This window comes from Serratia sp. BNK-33-b (assembly GCF_048684565.1).
Classification (GTDB): domain Bacteria; phylum Pseudomonadota; class Gammaproteobacteria; order Enterobacterales; family Enterobacteriaceae; genus Serratia; species Serratia marcescens.
In genome coordinates this window covers 2964469-2980900 of record NZ_JBLQTZ010000001.1, presented here as the reverse complement: position 1 = coordinate 2980900, position 16432 = coordinate 2964469, and the positions used below count along the sequence as shown (strand labels likewise).

At 57.9% G+C, this 16432-nt stretch carries 15 protein-coding genes and 1 tRNA gene; 8 read left to right on the top strand and 8 right to left on the bottom strand.

Features of this window, described 5'->3' with window-relative positions; translation table 11 throughout:
- Positions 1-1938, bottom strand: coding sequence for a MacB family efflux pump subunit (locus ACMGGK_RS14345; protein ID WP_420276983.1), 1938 nt, complete (start codon positions 1936-1938; stop codon positions 1-3).
- Positions 1935-3140 carry an efflux RND transporter periplasmic adaptor subunit gene (locus tag ACMGGK_RS14340; RefSeq protein WP_143778868.1) on the bottom strand — a complete coding sequence of 402 codons (1206 nt, stop codon included), beginning with the start codon at positions 3138-3140 and terminating at the stop codon, positions 1935-1937. The genes ACMGGK_RS14345 and ACMGGK_RS14340 overlap by 4 nt, the downstream gene beginning before the upstream one ends.
- A gap of 216 nt (positions 3141-3356) precedes the next feature.
- Between ACMGGK_RS14340 and cho the strand changes: the two genes are divergently transcribed.
- The 5 genes from cho to ACMGGK_RS14315 all read left to right on the top strand — a co-directional run bounded on the left by cho (position 3357) and on the right by ACMGGK_RS14315 (position 5727).
- Positions 3357-4205 carry an excinuclease Cho gene (gene cho / locus ACMGGK_RS14335; RefSeq protein ID WP_079449677.1) on the top strand — a complete coding sequence of 283 codons (849 nt, stop codon included), beginning with the start codon at positions 3357-3359 and terminating at the stop codon, positions 4203-4205.
- A gap of 112 nt (positions 4206-4317) precedes the next feature.
- Positions 4318-4414: transfer RNA gene (locus ACMGGK_RS14330), tRNA-OTHER, on the top strand.
- Positions 4415-4599: 185 nt separating this feature from the next.
- Complete coding sequence (locus ACMGGK_RS14325) at positions 4600-4899, top strand: sigma-S stabilization anti-adapter protein IraP (protein ID WP_016928230.1); 300 nt, start codon at positions 4600-4602, stop codon at positions 4897-4899.
- Between the two features lie 123 nt (positions 4900-5022).
- A complete protein-coding gene (locus tag ACMGGK_RS14320; RefSeq protein ID WP_016928229.1) occupies positions 5023-5526 on the top strand; it encodes a YlaC family protein in 504 nt (167 codons plus the stop codon).
- 69 nt (positions 5527-5595) lie between these two features.
- The gene (locus tag ACMGGK_RS14315; RefSeq protein ID WP_015377413.1) at positions 5596-5727 is read left to right on the top strand and encodes a hypothetical protein; all 132 of its coding nucleotides are present in this window, start codon (positions 5596-5598) and stop codon (positions 5725-5727) included.
- A gap of 65 nt (positions 5728-5792) precedes the next feature.
- Here the strand turns inward: ACMGGK_RS14315 and ACMGGK_RS14310 are convergent, their stop codons facing one another.
- From ACMGGK_RS14310 to mdoC, 5 genes are all read right to left on the bottom strand, one after another.
- Positions 5793-5921: a hypothetical protein gene (locus ACMGGK_RS14310; protein ID WP_016928228.1), complete on the bottom strand. Its 129-nt coding sequence runs from the start codon at positions 5919-5921 to the stop codon at positions 5793-5795.
- Positions 5922-6167: 246 nt separating this feature from the next.
- Positions 6168-7889 (bottom strand): potassium/proton antiporter, encoded by a 1722-nt coding sequence (locus ACMGGK_RS14305; RefSeq protein ID WP_015377414.1) that lies wholly within the window; start codon positions 7887-7889, stop codon positions 6168-6170.
- A 280-nt stretch (positions 7890-8169) separates the two neighbouring features.
- Entirely contained in the window at positions 8170-8394 is a 225-nt protein-coding gene (locus tag ACMGGK_RS14300; protein WP_016928227.1) for a hypothetical protein, read from the bottom strand.
- Between the two features lie 304 nt (positions 8395-8698).
- Entirely contained in the window at positions 8699-9715 is a 1017-nt protein-coding gene (locus tag ACMGGK_RS14295) for an acyltransferase family protein (RefSeq protein ID WP_049300560.1), read from the bottom strand.
- 216 nt (positions 9716-9931) lie between these two features.
- Entirely contained in the window at positions 9932-11062 is a 1131-nt protein-coding gene (gene mdoC, locus ACMGGK_RS14290) for a glucans biosynthesis protein MdoC (protein ID WP_016928225.1), read from the bottom strand.
- Positions 11063-11321: 259 nt separating this feature from the next.
- On the opposite strand from mdoC, the gene mdoG reads away from it, so the two are divergent.
- From mdoG to ACMGGK_RS14275, 3 genes are all read left to right on the top strand, one after another.
- Positions 11322-12890, top strand: a complete 1569-nt coding sequence (mdoG, locus tag ACMGGK_RS14285; RefSeq protein WP_025302384.1) for a glucans biosynthesis protein MdoG — start codon at positions 11322-11324, stop codon at positions 12888-12890.
- Complete coding sequence (mdoH, locus tag ACMGGK_RS14280; protein WP_016928223.1) at positions 12883-15441, top strand: glucans biosynthesis glucosyltransferase MdoH; 2559 nt, start codon at positions 12883-12885, stop codon at positions 15439-15441. Before mdoG ends, mdoH begins: the two co-directional genes overlap by 8 nt.
- 163 nt (positions 15442-15604) lie before the next feature.
- Entirely contained in the window at positions 15605-15850 is a 246-nt protein-coding gene (locus ACMGGK_RS14275; RefSeq protein WP_015377417.1) for a YceK/YidQ family lipoprotein, read from the top strand.
- 6 nt (positions 15851-15856) lie between these two features.
- On the opposite strand, the gene ACMGGK_RS14270 is transcribed toward ACMGGK_RS14275, so the two are convergent.
- Positions 15857-16402, bottom strand: a complete 546-nt coding sequence (locus tag ACMGGK_RS14270) for a GNAT family N-acetyltransferase (protein WP_206195342.1) — start codon at positions 16400-16402, stop codon at positions 15857-15859.
- Positions 16403-16432: the final 30 nt, after the last annotated feature.

The window sequence follows — 16432 nt, the reverse complement described above, 5'->3', positions numbered from 1 at the left end:
TTACTCGCTGGCCAATGAAACGACCGGATCCATCCTTGCCGCTTTACGGGCGGGGAGATAACCGAAGATCATGCCGATTAAGGTTGAACAGAAAAACGCCGTCGCGGCGGTTTGCCAGGAATAGATGGCGGTGAACATGCCGCCCGCCAGCGAGGTGAATAGCGAACCGGCGGCGAACGACAGCGCAATGCCCAAAATGCCGCCGATCAGACAGACCAGCACCGCCTCGATCATGAACTGTTGCATGATATCGCCGCGCCGCGCGCCGACCGCCATGCGCACGCCGATCTCGTGGGTGCGCTCGGTTACCGAGACCAGCATGATGTTCATCACGCCCAGGCTGCCGATCACCAGCGAGATCGAGGCCACCATCAGGATCAGCAGGCTGAGCGTCATCGAGGTGCGTTCGATCGATTTACGGAACTGATCGCGGTTGAACGTCATGAAATCCTTGACGCCATGGCGTTGGGTCAGCAACTGCGTGATGGCGCTGACGGCGGCTTCGCTGGCGACGTCGTCTTTCAGGCGCACGGTGATGCCGCTGAGCGTGGTCTTGCCGACCATACGGTACATCACCGTGCTGTAGGGCATCCAGACGCTGATGCGGTTAGGCGCATAGTTGCGTTCGCTTTTGGCGACGCCGACCACCCGCGCCGGCACCGAGCCGAGAAAAACGATCTGGCCGAGCGGCTCGACGCCAAAATCGCCGAACAGCGCCTGGCGCGCGTTATCGTCGATGATCACTTCCTGCAGCGCGTTGCGATCGTCGCGGAAGGTGGCGCCTTGCACCAGCGTGATGCCGTTGACGCGGAAATAGTCGCGCCCGACGCCGGTGATCGAGGCGGTGGCGGATTTGCTGCGAAAACGGATGCTGTCGGACGCGCTGACCTCCGGGCTGACGCTGTCGACGAAGCTTTGCTGCGCCAGCGCGTCGGCGTCGGCCGGCACTAGGGTGCGGATGCTGTCGATGGCGTCGTCGAAGAAGTCGCGCCCCGGATAGATGCTCACCACGTTGGTGCCGAGCCCCTTGATATTCTCCAGCGTGCGCTGCTTGGCGCCTTCGCCCAGCGCCACCACCGTCACCACGGCGGCGATGCCGAAGATAATGCCGGTCATGGTCAGCGCGGTGCGCAGGCGATGGGCGTTCATCGCTTTCAGCGCCATATGTAGCGATTCGCGGGTGCGGTCAATCAGGCTTTGCCAGCCGCTTTGCCGACTGCGGTTCGGCGGCGGCAGCGATGGGCCGGACGCCGACTTGCGGCCGCTGTCAGCGATGATCTCGCCGTCTCGCAGCTCGATGACGCGGTGCGCATGCTGCGCCACGTTCATATCGTGGGTCACGATCACCACGGTGTGGCCGCGCTGATTCAATTCGCTCAGGATCGCCAGCACTTCCTGGCCGGATTGGGTGTCCAGTGCGCCGGTCGGTTCGTCCGCCAGGATAATTTCGCCGCCGTTGATCAGCGAGCGGGCGATGCTGACGCGCTGCTGCTGGCCGCCGGAAAGCTGGCCGGGCTTGTGGTCTTCGCGTCCCTCAAGGCCCAACCGCGCCAGCAGTTGCGCCGCTCGCCGCCGCCGCTGATCGCGCCGGGCGTTGGCGTAGATAGCCGGAATTTCGACGTTGCCCAGCGCGCTGAGATCGGGCATCAGGTGGTAACGCTGGAAGATAAAGCCGATATGCTCGCGGCGCAGGCGGGCCAGTTCGTCCGGCGACAGGTGGGCGGCGTTCTGGCCGCTGATGTAGTAGTCGCCGCGATCCGGCACGTCGAGGCAGCCCATGATGTTCATCAGCGTCGATTTGCCGGAACCGGAGGCGCCGATGATCGCCACCAGCTCGCCGGCGGCGATGGTCAAATCGATGTCTTTCAACACCGTCAGCGTCTGACCGCCGTTGGTGTAGGTTCGACTGATGCCTTTTAGCTCGATGATAGCGTTCACAGGAAAATGCCATCCTCAGCCGACTTGGCGGCGGGCTGCGACAGCACCACGGTTTCACCGGCTTTCAGGCCGCTGAGGATCTGAATATCGACGTTGTTGGTGATGCCTGTGGTCACTTCGCGCGTTTCCAGCCGCTGATCCTGAGTCAGCACCTGCACCTGCTGCACTTTTCCTTCGGTTTTATGCACCGCCTGGATCGGCACCAGCAGGGTGTTCTTCGCGTCGCCGAGCAGTAAGGAAACCTGCGCGGTCATGGCGATGCGCAGGCGGTTCTCCGGGTTGGGCACGTCCAGCAGCGCGTTGTAATAGACCGAGGCGTTCGAGGTGCCGGAACCGGACGCGGAGCTGGTGCCGGCGAGCGAGTCGTCTTTCATCACCGATTCCGGCGCCAGCTCGATGGTGCGCAGCGTGGCGTCGTACCGTTTATCCGGATCGGAAAAAATAGTGAAGTACGCCTTTTGCCCCGGTGAAATGCGGGTGATGTCGGCTTCGGAGATCTGCGCCTTGATGGTCATCATATCCAACCGCGCCAGCTTGACGATGGTCGGCGCGCTTTGGCTGGAGTTGACCGTTTGCCCCTGCTGCGTCACCACGGCGATGACGATGCCGTCCATCGGCGCGACCACGCGGGTATAGCCCAGATCGATTTTTTTCTTGTCGACTTCAATCTGCGCCTGCACCAGGCGCGCATTGAGCGAAAGCTGTTCGGCGCGGGTGGTGGCCAGCGTGGCCTCGGCGGTCTCGAAGTCTTCACGCGAGCTGGCTTCGTCGCTCAGCATGCGGCGCTGGCGTTTGAAACGCGATTCCGCCTGCTTCAACTGCGCCTGTTTGGCCTGCAATTCGGCCTTGATGACGTTCAGCGCCGCCTCGGCGTTGCGCAGATCGTTGCGCTGTTGCAGATCGTCGATGTCGGCGATCGGCTGCCCTTTGGTGACGCGATCGCCCAGCTTGACCTTCAGCGATTTGACTTCGCCGGAGACGCGGGCGCCGACGTTGACGCGTTCGACGGCATCCAGCCGCCCGGTGGCCAGCACGGCGTTTTCGATATTGCCCAGGCGGGCCGGCGCGGTAACGTAATCCTGCTGCGGCGGGCGTTGCCAAAAGATGGCCAGCGCGACGGCGACGGCGATGAAAACGATGGCGGCGAGCAACGCCAGACGGCGGGAGGGGAGTTTCAGTGATGACATACCCAGGTTTTCCATAACGATAAAAGCGGCGGTTCCAGTCTGCCATCATGGCAGCGCCAGCTTGAACTGGCGCTAAACGTGAGGCGCTTTCCCGCTGGAAAGGGGATGGTAAAGGCTTTCCCGCTAAAGATCACGGCGAGTTATTATCTTTCGGGTGTGCAACCGGCTGCAGGGCGCGTTATACTGGCTAAAAAACCAGTATTCATTCATCAGCAGGACAACACCGCCGCCATGATGCCAAACCGCCTCGAGCCGGAACTCGACATTTATCAATACCCGGAGCACCTGCGCGCCTGCCTGGCGCCGTTGCCCAAAGGGCCGGGTGTGTATATGTTTCACGGTCAAAGCGAGAGCCTGCCGCTTTACATCGGTAAAAGCGTCAATATACGCAGCCGGGTGATGGCGCATTTCCGCGCGCAGGACGAGGCTAAAATGCTGCGGCAAACCCGACGCATCAGCTTTATCGAGACCGCCGGCGAGTTGGGGGCACTGCTGCTGGAGGCGCAATTGATCAAACAACAACAGCCGCTGTTCAACAAGCGCCTGCGGCGCTCGAAGCAGCTGTGCGCGCTGCGCGTGCAGGCCGACACGGTGACGATTGCTCACGCCAAAGAGATCGATTTCGCCGTTACGCCCCATCTCTACGGGCTGTTCGCCAATCGCCACGCCGCGCTGGAAAAGCTGCGCGCCATCGCCGACGAGCATCGTTTATGTTACGGCAAGCTGGGGATCGACAAGCTGCCGGCGGGGCGAGCCTGTTTCCGCTACAGCCTGCGCAAGTGCGCGGGCGCCTGCTGTGGCGTGGAGTCGGCGCAGGAGCATGCGCTGCGGCTCGGCGCGGCGCTTGAACAGCTGAGCATCGCCTGTTGGCCGTTCGCCGGGCGAGTGGCGTTGGAAGAACAGGGCGAGACGCTGCGTCAGTACCATGTGATTCACAATTGGTTTTATCTGGGGTCGGTCAACAGCCTGGCGCAGGCGCAGCGGCTCCAGAGTGCGGCCAGCCATTTTGATAGCGATGGCTACAAGATTTTGTGCAAGCCACTCATGGCCGGCGATTATCGGATTATTGAGCTGCCGTAATGCCATAACGCTATCGATAACCTAAGACTTATCCGTAAAGTCAGGGCATTATGCTAAAAAAGCTTGAGTCCATAATGTTGTTATGGATAATGGCGCCCCGAAGCGAAGGAATGCGCTATTAACTCAGTTGGCAGAGTGATTGGTTTTATAATGGCTTGTTTTGGCTTGAAAATTGATAGACGCGGGTTCGAGTCCTGCATAGCGCGCCAGCTTTCTTTCCTTCATCTCACCGCGCTTATCGTAAAGCGCACCCGGGTTGATTTGCACTATCGGCTCCTCGTTGGGATTTTCGGGTGTGCTTTACCGTAACCGCTGGCTTTCCTTCCTCTTTCTCTTTCGATCCTTTGCTAAACTGTAATCAGGCAGGCTTGCTGCCCGGCAACAGGAGGTCGATATGTCTCACTCCGAGCAACTGCAGGAACTCTTGCAACGCGTCGCCGCCCTCGAGGCGAGAGAGAAAGCGCTGAGCGCCGCGTCCAACGCTTATCAGGCGATTATCACCACCATGTTGGGCAATATGGAGAAGACCGAACGTGACCGGATCATCGCGATGATCGATCAGGCTCATGAAATCGCTTACGCCCGCGCCATTCAACGCAGCAACGAACCGCAAAAGCAGAAGATCAAACAGGCCGACGATGTGGCCCAGCGTATGTTCATGTTTGCACAGGGCAAGGCCGCCCAGCCGCGCTGAAGCCGAACTATAACAGTTGCCGCCATTAAGTTGGCTAACTGATCTACCTGGCGAAACTGTACTTGTGTTACTTTTAGCGGTGAGATTTGATGGCAATGCTGTTTCCAGCATAAGGTTGTAACGATGGACGCGATTAAAAGCATCTTGGTTAAAGAGATTGAACAGATCAATCGGCGTGAAGGGCGGGACGGCAAGCCGCGCTTCAACAGCGAATTCGCCCGCACTCACCGCTATCTGTGCCTTGCCATGTTCGCCGGTTATTTCGCGGTGATCGCCGTGATGTATCAGGTGCCGTACATGGGGATATATGCCTTCCTGGGCTTCACCGCTTTCGTGCTGTTCATGTTTGCCATGCTGCTGATCGAGATCCGGCCGGTGTACCGCTTCGAGGACATCGGGGTGCTGGATCTGCGAGTTTGCTACAACGGCGAGTGGTACTTCACCCGCGCGCTGTCGCCTTATGCGGTGCAGCAGCTGCTGGATGAGCCATCTATCGGCGCCGCGCTGAAACAGAAGATGCGCGTGATCATCGGCAACAAAGGCGAAATCGACTTCTACGACGTGTACGACATGGCCTACGGAAAAAAGCCGCAGGATGAGACACCTCAGTTGGCGGCGGCAAACTGAAAGGTTTCCGGCCGGCGGCTTGTCGATTATACTCAGCGTTTGAACGCGAAGCAGAATGAGGACCAAGCGATGAGTGATGATATTTTCGATTTTGATATCGATGCCGAACTGGCGAAAGCCGAAGAAAAAGCGGCGCAGAAGGTAAAAGAGGTCCCCGAGTTCCTCGAAGACGAAGCGGACTGCGAAGGTTGCAAGATCTGATCGCCTGCCCCATAAAAAAAACCGCCGCGGCGGTTTTTTTTATGTCTGAGCGTCGCTGGGTATTATCAATCCAGCACGAATCCCCAGATCAGGAACGCCGCCACCAGAATCAGGCAAAGCGCGGACACCGTCACCAGTATTTTCCCCAGAATGTCTTTTTCTTGTTCCTGCTGCGTCACGTTGAAATTATCCAATTAAAAGTCTATGGACCAAACCGGCGATGCTGAGATCGGCTGCCGCTACGCCCAGCGCCATGAGCATCATCACCGAAAGAAATCGAGTCTTGCCGTTCACATCCTTAATCCCTGTGGACGCCGCTGTTAGTTTTTATATCAAAGGGATATCATTCAGCGACGCTCTATTTCATGCATCATGATAGTGATTAAGAACGTTCTTAAGGCCAGAAGTTCCCTCATCGGGTAACGCCGCCCGCGGTAGCGTCAGTCGGTTACGATTCGGACGCCTATCTTACTAACTTGATTGCCGTCCATTTCGGCTATGGTCCAGGTCAGGCCGTCCCATTCCACCTGGTCGCCGATCACCGGTTCACCGCCGATCAGCTGAATGACGAACTGCCCCAGCGTCTGCTGCTCGTCGACGTCGTCTTGCAGATTGAGGCCATAAACCTGCGAGATGTCGCTTAAACGGGCGTCGGATTGCAGGATAAAGTCGCCGAAGAAGCGTTCGTCGAGCGTCACGGCCGGCGCCTGGCTGAACAGCTTGCCGAGGATCGGCAGATCGTGCTCATGGCCGATGACGCACAGAATATCGTTCTCCCGCAGCCGGGTACTGCCGCTAGGATGCAGCAGCTCTTTGCCGCGGAACAGGGCGGCGATGCGGGTATTGGGCGGCATTTTCAGCTCACGCAGCGCCGCGCCGACGCACCAGTTTTCCGCCGAAAGCTGATACACGAACTGTTCCCACTGGTTTTCCGGGTGTACATCCAGCCCAACGCGGGAGATCGGCGTCAGCGCCGGCGGCACGATCACCTTGGCTTTTTTAGCGGCGAACGACAGTGTGGTGCCCTGCAGCAGCAGGGAGACCAGCACCACGAAGAACGCCACGTTGAAGAACAGCTGGGCGTTGGGCAGCCCGGCCATCATCGGGAACACCGCCAGAATCACCGGCACCGCGCCGCGCAGGCCGACCCAGGAAATAAAGCCGCGCTCGCGCAGGGTAAAACTGCGGAACGGCAGCAGGCCGATAAACACCGACAGCGGGCGGGCGAACAGGATCATCCACAGCGACAGCAGCAGAGCAGGGATGGCGATCGGCAGCAGCTCGTGCGGGTTGAGCAGCAGCCCGAGCACCAGGAACATGCCGATCTGGCTGAGCCAGGCCAGGCCATCGAAGGTTTGTACGATGCCGTGACGGTTGCGGATCGGCCGGTTGCCCAGCAGCAGGCCGCACAAATACACCGCCAGAATGCCGCTGCCGTCCAGCGCGGTGGTCAGTGCGAAAATAAGAATACCGCCGCTTACCGCCAGCAGCGGATAGAGGCCGTCCGCCAGTTTGATGTGGTTGATCAGCGTCAGCAGCAGCCAGCCGCCGCCCAGACCGAAGACGATGCCCATGCCGAACTGCTGCATCAGATGCAGCGGGAAGGTCCAGCTCAGTGCGGTTTCCCCGGCGGCGATCATCGCAATCAGCGTGATGGTGAGAAACACCGCCATCGGATCGTTGCTGCCGGATTCGATCTCCAGCGTGGCGCTGACGCGTTCGTTCAAACCTTTGCCCCCCAAAAGGGAGAAGACCGCGGCGGCGTCGGTGGAACCGATGATGGCGCCGATCAGCAGCCCCTGCAGCAGATCGAGATTGAACAGCCAGGCGGCGGCCATGCCGGTCAGACCGGCGGTGATCACTACACCGACGGTGGCGAGAGAGAGTGCCGGCCACAGGGCGACGCGGAAAGAGCTGACCCGGGTACGCATGCCGCCGTCTAGCAGGATCACTGCCAACGCGAGGTTGCTGACCAGATAAGCGACCGGGTAATTGCTGAAGACGATGCCGCCGGGTCCATCGACGCCGGCCAGCATGCCGATCGCCAGGAAGATCACCAGGATCGGAATGCCGAGCCGGGAAGAAAATGAGCTGAGCAGAATGCTTGCCCCCACCAGCACGGCACCGATGACGAACAAACTGTTAATGGTGCTGGCATCCAAAATATTGCTCTCCTGAGGCTGGGAATGGGGGGCACTGCGCGTGTGCCGATGATAACGTGTTTAGTGGGTAAAACGCCAAGGCTGATTGTGAAAACAACCGATCAATTATTGCCTGTTGGCACGTTTGAACTACGAAAGTGAGGAGAAGAGGGGAAATTCTGCCTTTTATCTAACATTATCAGGCTGCTGTGTTTCTGTTTCGGCAATAATGTCCCATTCGGCGGAGGAAAAACCATTAAGCCCGCGCAGGCAGGCTTAATGGTTTGCGGGCGCGGTAGGATTAATGATCGAGCGATTCCAGCGCCCGTTTGATCAGTTCGGTGGCCAGCTTGCTTTCCGCCTCAGAAATACCGTCGAGATTGAAGTTGGAAAGCTCAGCGACCAAAACGCTGCGTTCTTTGCCGCTGATCGAAGCGTCCAGCGCGGACAGCAACCTGCCGAGGATCTTCAGCAGGGTGGCGTTTTCCGCTATGGCTTCTTGAGCCGGGGGGGTCTTATCGGTCATTCAAAATCCTCTCTGTCGTGACGGAAGGGAGATGCAGCTAACGCCATCGAATAAATTAAACGATCGCGTAGCCCTTCGGGGGTGTTGAGCCCAATCACTACCGTAAGGCAGGGATCCGGATTTCTACTTATGCATTGCAGTTATAACGGTTAGGTTATCTATGCAGCCGTATCACTTTGCCCTAACGGGCGACGCCAGGCTGAGCAATGTGTGCTCTGCATGGCAAGAGAGAGATGACGCAACCGATAGGTTGCGCCATCAAGTATAGCGACGGGGAGAAAACGTGAAGGCGGTTGAACCACCTTCAGGAGATTTTTTCTTTTCGCAGACGGCTATTGAAACGAGGACGCTCCAACAGAAAAGTAAGGTGCAGGCGTTGTATCAGCGCATAGGCGATAACAGGGGCGATTAGCCCGAATAGCGTGCCGGCGATCGCTTGTGTTGGCCAATGGCTGATATGCATAAACTTGGTCAGTACGATGCGTAAGCCGCTGGCCGCGAGGATATGCATCAAATAGATGACCATGCTCAATTCGCCGAGTCGGCGCAGCCAGGAAAGATTTGTTTTGGCCAACAGAACCGACAGGTTGACGATCAAGAAGATGGCTTCAATCGCCAGTAATAGGGAGAAACTTCCGGTATCGGTATACAGCAAGCCTGAATAGCCGTGGAATCCCCACTGCAACGCGATAAACGCGATCAGGGAGGCCAGCAGCGAACCGAAACCCAGATGGGCGATGAGCGAAGCGTAGCGAATGGCAAAAACGCCCAGCAGGAAGAAGATCAAGAATCGGGTAATGTAATCAAAATGGAAGGCTTTGGTGAGGCTGTCTTGGTAGACATACAGCCCCGCGCTGATAACGATCAATACCGGCAGGAGATAGCGGTATGTTTCTTTTCTATACAGCAAGGTGGCCAAAATAAAGACCATGAACAAGGCATACAGGAACCAAAACTGCGCGCGCGGATGCGTAAACAGCGACAGGATATCGCCCAGGTTGGCAGGGTTATTGGTATAGCGCGACAACAGCACTTCCACCATGCCTTGCAGCAGCGACCAGATGACATAGGGATAAACGATGGTGTCTATCTTGCTGATCACAAAGCGTGTTTTTCCCTTTTTATCCAAGGACTGCGTAAAAAACAGGCCGGAAAGGAAGAAAAACAGTGGCATATGAAAACTGTAGAGGATGCTGTCTGTCAGTAGATAGGATGAACCGGAAAGCTGAATGCCCGCGCTGTATAGACCCCGATTGACGTGGCCAAAAACCACGAGAATGATGCCGATTCCCTTGGCATAATCGACCCATGCTTCTCTCATATGTGTACCTAGCCCAGAAAGTAACGCAACTGATTTATAAGTATGAATAATGAGCGTAACAGGCAGTTGCCGTTTTGCAATGTATCCCGGGGATTAGGATTAATATTAGGAAAATGCTCAGGGCAGCTATCGCTGCGCCGAGGTAGTGAGGCGCTTTATCATTGGTGAGGTTAATTTCTGGATGATAAATCATCACCCAGAAATGGGGTGGGAAGCCTATTGCGGCTTGCCGGAGAACAGGAAGCGCAGCACCGGAATGCGCTTGTGCAGTTCATATAGCGCGAAGGCCAGAGAGAACACAAACAGCAGGCCCAGCAAGAATCCCAACAGGTTGTTGCCGATATACGGCGTCACGAAAGCGCCATATATCAGGGTCAACGGATGGTGCACCAGATATATAAACAGCGAGGCGTTGACCAGATAGGTGATGCGCGGCGAGTGATAATTCAGCAGGTTATGCCCGAAAGAGAACACTACGTTGGTCATCAGGATCCCCATTAGGGTTTTGATCACCACTTCCAGCTCGAACATATAGCTGCTGTGCGCCAACATCTTTTGGTTCAGCATATATGCGATAAACAGCAGCAGCGAACCGAGCAGCGCCAGCGGCGAGCGGCGCAGAAAAATCTCCTTAAGCCACACGTACTTAAACGCATAGGCGCCGAGGAGGAAGAACGGCAGGTAGAACATCGTCTCCATCACCACGAAATTGAACAGGCCGTTGGATAATAGCTGCGGGGCGAAAATTAAAATAATACGGTGCGCGGCCGAATAGCATACCGCATAAATAAAGAAATACAGTGAGATGTTTCCTAATCCGCGCATTCTGTTTATTAACGTTGGAATATGTTCACGGGGTTGACGCTTGATTTTACGGAACAGATAAAAACAGGCGCAGGTTAACAATGACAGCGTCAATAAGAACCACAGATGAGAAACCAATTCCCAAACTGTTACATTTATTTTCTGATAGAGAGAAAATTCATCCCAGCCGTTTAATTTATCGGTGAAATATTTCAGCATGAAAAACTGCGGCACCGTGATCAGCGGGATGGAGCTCAACAGCGGGATCGCCACCCGCTCCAGCCTGACCTTCAGCCACTGGTGGCGCTCGTAGCGCTCGTAAAGCATGTAGGAGAAGTAGCCGGATATCACGAAGAACACCTGCATGCGGAAGGCGTGGATAAAGTCGTTCAGCACCGTGAGCGAGAAGGAGGGCGACGCGCTGTTCACCGCCCAGGCGTGGCTGGAATAAATCAGGGAGAGGTGAAACGGAATGCCGAGCAACATCAAATAGGCTCTGATGGAGTCGAGGAAAAACTCGCGCTGTTTGCTGCCTTTAGTCATAGATTACCGCTGGTGATTTAATCGAGAGTTCATTAACACGCTTAATAAGTCGTCAAACGTTAAATTGTTATCCGGAACCCTACTATAGCCCCCCGCATTTTTCCATAGCGTCTTGTTGCGCGGCTTGCTACGCTGGTGTTCCATCAGCTGCTTAAACAATGAGCCGTAAACATGAACCATCCATTTATCATGTTGTCGGAAAGCTGAGTAATCCATTAATATGGATTTAAATGATTTGAGCACACGAATAGGGGGGGATGTGCTAGTTAATATATTATCCGGACAACCACGCGCCGCGAGCGTTCGTTGGTTAGGTGCGACCGTATTGTTCACGCTGTTCAGTTCGCCGGCTTGGGCCTTTTCTATTGATGATGTCGCCAAGCAGGCGCAGGATCTGGCGGCGAAAGGTTTCGAAGCCCCGAAGAGCAACCTTCCTTCTCAGTTCCGCGAGATGAAGTTCGCAGACTATCAGCAGATTCAGTTCAATCACGATAAAGCCTATTGGAGCAAGCTGAAAACCCCTTTCAAGCTTGAGTTTTATCATCAGGGGATGTACTTCGACACGCCGGTGAAAATCAACGAAGTCACCTCCACCAGCGTAAAACAGATCAAGTACAGCCCGGATTACTTCAACTTCGGTTCGGTCAAACACGACCCTGAATCGGTGAAAAATCTCGGTTTTGCCGGCTTCAAGGTGCTCTACCCGATCAACAGCGCCGACAAAAACGATGAGATCATGAGCCTGCTGGGCGCGAGCTATTTCCGCGTGGTGGGTAAAGGGCAGGTTTACGGGCTTTCCGCTCGCGGCCTGGCTATCGATACCGCTTTGCCGTCCGGCGAAGAGTTCCCGCGTTTCCGCGAATTCTGGGTTGAGCGTCCGAAGCAGGGCGACAAGCACCTGGTGATCTATGCGCTGCTGGATTCCCCGCGCGCCACCGGCGCTTACCGTTTTACGGTGATCCCGGGCCGCGACACCACCGTGGACGTCGAGTCCAAAGTGTTCCTGCGCGACAAGGTGGGCAAACTGGGCCTGGCGCCGTTGACCAGCATGTACCTGTTCGGGCCGAACCAGCCGTCGCCGACGCTGAACTACCGCCCGGCTTTGCACGATTCCAACGGTCTGTCTATCCATGCCGGCAACGGCGAGTGGATCTGGCGTCCGCTGAACAATCCTAAACACCTGTCCGTCAGCACCTATACCGTCGAGAATCCGAAAGGCTTCGGTCTGCTGCAGCGCGGCCGCAACTTCAAAGAATATGAAGATCTGGACGATCGTTACGATCTGCGTCCGAGCGCCTGGATCGAACCGAAGGGCGACTGGGGCAAAGGCAAGGTCGAGCTGGTGGAGATCCCGACGGCGGATGAAACCAACGACAACATCGTCGCGTTCTGGACGCCGGATACCTTGCCGGAGGCCAAAAAGCCGCTGACGCTGAGCTACCGTTTGAACTTCACCCGCGATGAAGACAAACTGCATTCGCAAGATATCGCCTATGTGGCTCGTACCATGCGCTCGACCGGCGACGTGAAGCAGTCCAACCTGATTCGCGAGCCAGACGGCAGCGTGGCCTTCCTGGTCGACTTCGTTGGCCCGGTGCTGAAAGGGCTGGATGCCAATACTCCGGTCGCCTCTCAGATCAGCATCGGCGACAACGGTGAGATGGTAGAAAACAACGTCCGCTATAACCCAGTGACCAAAGGCTGGCGCCTGACGGTGCGTCTGAAAGTGAAAGACGACAAGAAGCCGGTAGAAATGCGTGCGGCACTGGTCAATGGCGATAAGACTCTGTCGGAAACCTGGAGCTATCAGCTACCTGCCAATGAATAAGCCTACTCAACCCGCCCAGGATTATCTTGCGGCGCTGCCTCTGACCGCCGAGCGGTCGGAGGCGCTCAACCCTCAAACGGCGGATGACGCTCAGGCACTGGAGGCGCTCCATCGGCAGATGGGCGCCGCTGACGCCAACGTCAATAGCCTGTCGGCGGATGACGTGGCGCTGGCCTCGGTCAAACCGCGTATCGAAAACGCCTGGCCGGATGCGGTCAGCGATGACGACTTCGACACCGACGCCGAAGGGCGCGCCATTCTGAAGGCGACGCCGCCGATCAAACGGACCACCATGTTCCCGGAAGCCTGGCGCACCAACCCGGTGGCGCGCTTCTGGGATTCTCTGCTGGGGCGTTCGCCGCACAATCGGCACGCCACCAAAGAGGAGGCCGAGGCTGAAAACCGCTGGCGTACCGTCGGCTCCATGCGCCGCTATGTGCTGCTGGTGCTGATGCTGGTGCAAACCGGCATCGCTACCTGGTATATGAAAACCATCTTGCCTTATCAGGGCTGGGCGCTGATCGATCCTATCGCCATGCTGGATCAGGATCTGATGCAGTCGGTGCTGCAGCTGCTGCCGTATGTGCTGCAAACCGGCATTCTGATCCTGTTCGCCGTGCTGTTCTGCTGGGTCTCGGCCGGTTTTTGGACCGCGCTGATGGGCTTCCTGCAGCTGCTGATCGGCAAGGACAAATACAGCATTTCCTCCACCATCAAGGGCGATGAGCCGATCAACCCGGCGCACCGCACTGCGCTGATCATGCCGATCTGTAACGAAGACGTCGAACGCGTGTTCGCCGGCCTGCGTGCGACCTATGAGTCCGTCGCCGCGACCGGACAGCTGGAACACTTCGATATCTACGTGCTGAGCGACAGCTACGATCCGGACATCTGCGTGGCCGAGCAAAAGGCGTGGATGGAGCTGTGCCGCGATGTCGATGGCCACGGCCGCATTTTCTATCGCCGCCGCCGTCGCCGCGTAAAACGCAAGAGCGGCAACATCGACGACTTCTGCCGTCGCTGGGGCGGTGAGTACAGCTACATGGTGATCCTGGATGCCGACAGCGTGATGAGCGGCGAATGCCTCACCGGGCTGGTGCGTCTGATGGAAGCCAACCCGAACGCCGGCATCATCCAGTCGGCGCCGAAGGCGTCCGGTATGGATACCCTGTATGCGCGCGTGCAGCAGTTCGCCACCCGCGTTTACGGGCCGTTGTTCACCGCCGGCCTGCATTTCTGGCAGCTGGGCGAGTCGCACTACTGGGGGCACAACGCTATCATCCGCGTGAAGCCGTTTATCGAGCACTGTGCGCTGGCGCCGCTGCCGGGCGAGGGCTCTTTCGCCGGGTCTATCCTGTCGCACGACTTCGTTGAAGCGGCGCTGATGCGCCGCGCCGGCTGGGGCGTGTGGATCGCTTACGATCTGCCGGGCAGTTATGAAGAGCTGCCGCCAAACCTGCTGGACGAGCTGAAGCGCGACCGTCGCTGGTGTCACGGCAACCTGATGAACTTCCGCCTGTTCCTGGTGAAAGGCATGCACCCGGTGCACCGCGCGGTGTTCCTGACCGGTGTCATGTCCTACCTGTCGGCGCCGCTGTGGTTTATGTTCCTGGCGCTCTCCACCGCATTGCAGGTGGTGCATACGCTGATGGAGCCGCAATACTTCCTGCAGCCACGGCAGCTGTTCCCGGTCTGGCCGCAGTGGCGGCCCGAACTGGCGATAGCGCTGTTCTCCACCACGCTGGTGCTGCTGTTCCTGCCGAAGTTGCTCAGTATTGTGCTGATCTGGGCCAAGGGCGCGAAAGAGTACGGCGGGGCGTTCCGTCTGTTCATTTCGATGCTGATGGAAATGCTGTTCTCGGTGCTGCTGGCGCCGGTGCGCATGCTGTTCCATACCGTATTCGTGGTGAGCGCCTTCCTCGGTTGGGAAGTGGTGTGGAATTCGCCGCAGCGTGACGATGACGATACGCCGTGGGGCGAAGCGTTCCGCCGCCATGGCTCGCAGATGTTGCTGGGCCTGGTGTGGGCCGGCGGCATGGCGTGGCTGGATCTGCGCTTCCTGTGGTGGTTGGCGCCGATCGTGTTTTCGCTGATCCTGTCGCCGTTCGTGTCGGTGCTGTCGAGCCGCGCAACGCTGGGCATGAAAAGCAAACGCGCCAAGCTGTTCCTGATCCCGGAAGAGTACAATCCGCCGCGTGAGCTGTTGGCGACGGAAGAATATCTGCATCTCAATCGTAACCGCGCGCTGACCAACGGCTTTATGCATGCGGTGGTCAACCCATCCTTCAACGCGCTGGCGACGGCGTTGGCGACGGCGCGTCACCATCTGCGCGCGACGCTCGATCGCAACCGTGAGGAGCGGGTGAACGAAGCGCTGCAGTTGGGACCTGAGAAGCTGGTGAAGGGCAAACGTCTGGAGCTGCTGAGCGATCCGGTCACGCTGGCTCGTTTGCATCAGCGCGTCTGGCTGTTGCCGGAAGGCGCCGCCTGGCGTGAGCACTATCAGCAGTTGCCGCACAACCCGCTGGCACACCCTACGGGCCGGCGTTAATCGCTTAACGGCAACGCTCAGACGGGGAATGCGCATGGCGCATTCCCCGTTTTTTTTACCTTTTGCTTACGTGCGCCGACGCCGGTGGAGAACGGGAACTGTGATAGACTGCGGCCGATGCGTTGTTCACTCGCGAAACAACCCCTTGCTCAGAGTCAATGTCGTGAAGCTCTCTTCCTACCTTCGGCTGGCCTGCGTGGCGGCCGGTGTGATGGCACTCACCGGCTGCGGCAGCATTATCAGCCGTACCGTGCCCGGCGCCGGGCATGGTCACCAGTATTATCCCGGCGTGCAGTGGGATCTGCGCGATACGCCCTGGCGCTATGTCACGGTGATAGACGTGCCGCTGTCGATGGTGGTGGACACCTTTATGCTGCCGTTTGATGCGCAGCATGGCCCCTACGAGTAATTTCGTTCAGCGGGTGGCGAACACCACCATCTGATAGCCTTTCTGCCCGCAATGGAAAGGCGCCAGCGCCGTCATCCCCAGCCCTTGCACGTGAGCGGCCAACGAATGCGGATTGTCGTCGTCGATAAACAACGCGCCCACGTCGTAATCATCGCGGGTGTGCGCTTTGACCGCGGCGTAGAGGCGCTTCAGCACGCCTTTGCCGCGCCAGGCGGCGGCGAGGCAAACGGGGCCGTAGAGAAACACCCGCTGCTCACTCAGCGGCCGTCCGGCGAAGGATTGCGTGGCGAGCGTCGCCAGCATCGCATCCACCACCGGCGGCCGCGGTTGCGCGTCGGCGGGCATCAGGCAAACAAACCCCGCCAGTTGGTTCTCCTGTTCGGCCACCCATATGCCGATGCCGCGGTTGATCGTCGCCAGCTGCGCCTCATTCATGCGCGATACGATAAATCCCTGCCGTTTTTGGCTCTCGTCGAGCGCTTCCGGCACGTTTTCCCCCTGTAGCTGCAAAATGGCGGGGTAGTCGGTAGGGCGGGCCCGGCGAATAATCATGCGGCCTCCTTGGCGATGAAAGCGCGGCGC

Excerpts from the sequence above, each read along its gene's own strand:
- ACMGGK_RS14340 (WP_143778868.1), bottom strand. The coding sequence starts at position 3,140 with ATGGAAAACCTGGGTATGTCATCACTGAAACTCCCCTCCCGCCGTCTG.
- cho (WP_079449677.1), top strand. The coding sequence starts at position 3,357 with ATGATGCCAAACCGCCTCGAGCCGGAACTCGACATTTATCAATACCCG.
- ACMGGK_RS14325 (WP_016928230.1), top strand. The coding sequence starts at position 4,600 with ATGTCTCACTCCGAGCAACTGCAGGAACTCTTGCAACGCGTCGCCGCC.
- ACMGGK_RS14320 (WP_016928229.1), top strand. The coding sequence starts at position 5,023 with ATGGACGCGATTAAAAGCATCTTGGTTAAAGAGATTGAACAGATCAAT.
- ACMGGK_RS14315 (WP_015377413.1), top strand. The coding sequence starts at position 5,596 with ATGAGTGATGATATTTTCGATTTTGATATCGATGCCGAACTGGCGAAA.
- ACMGGK_RS14300 (WP_016928227.1), bottom strand. The coding sequence starts at position 8,394 with ATGACCGATAAGACCCCCCCGGCTCAAGAAGCCATAGCGGAAAACGCC.
- ACMGGK_RS14295 (WP_049300560.1), bottom strand. The coding sequence starts at position 9,715 with ATGAGAGAAGCATGGGTCGATTATGCCAAGGGAATCGGCATCATTCTC.
- mdoC (WP_016928225.1), bottom strand. The coding sequence starts at position 11,062 with ATGACTAAAGGCAGCAAACAGCGCGAGTTTTTCCTCGACTCCATCAGA.
- mdoH (WP_016928223.1), top strand. The coding sequence starts at position 12,883 with ATGAATAAGCCTACTCAACCCGCCCAGGATTATCTTGCGGCGCTGCCT.
- ACMGGK_RS14270 (WP_206195342.1), bottom strand. The coding sequence starts at position 16,402 with ATGATTATTCGCCGGGCCCGCCCTACCGACTACCCCGCCATTTTGCAG.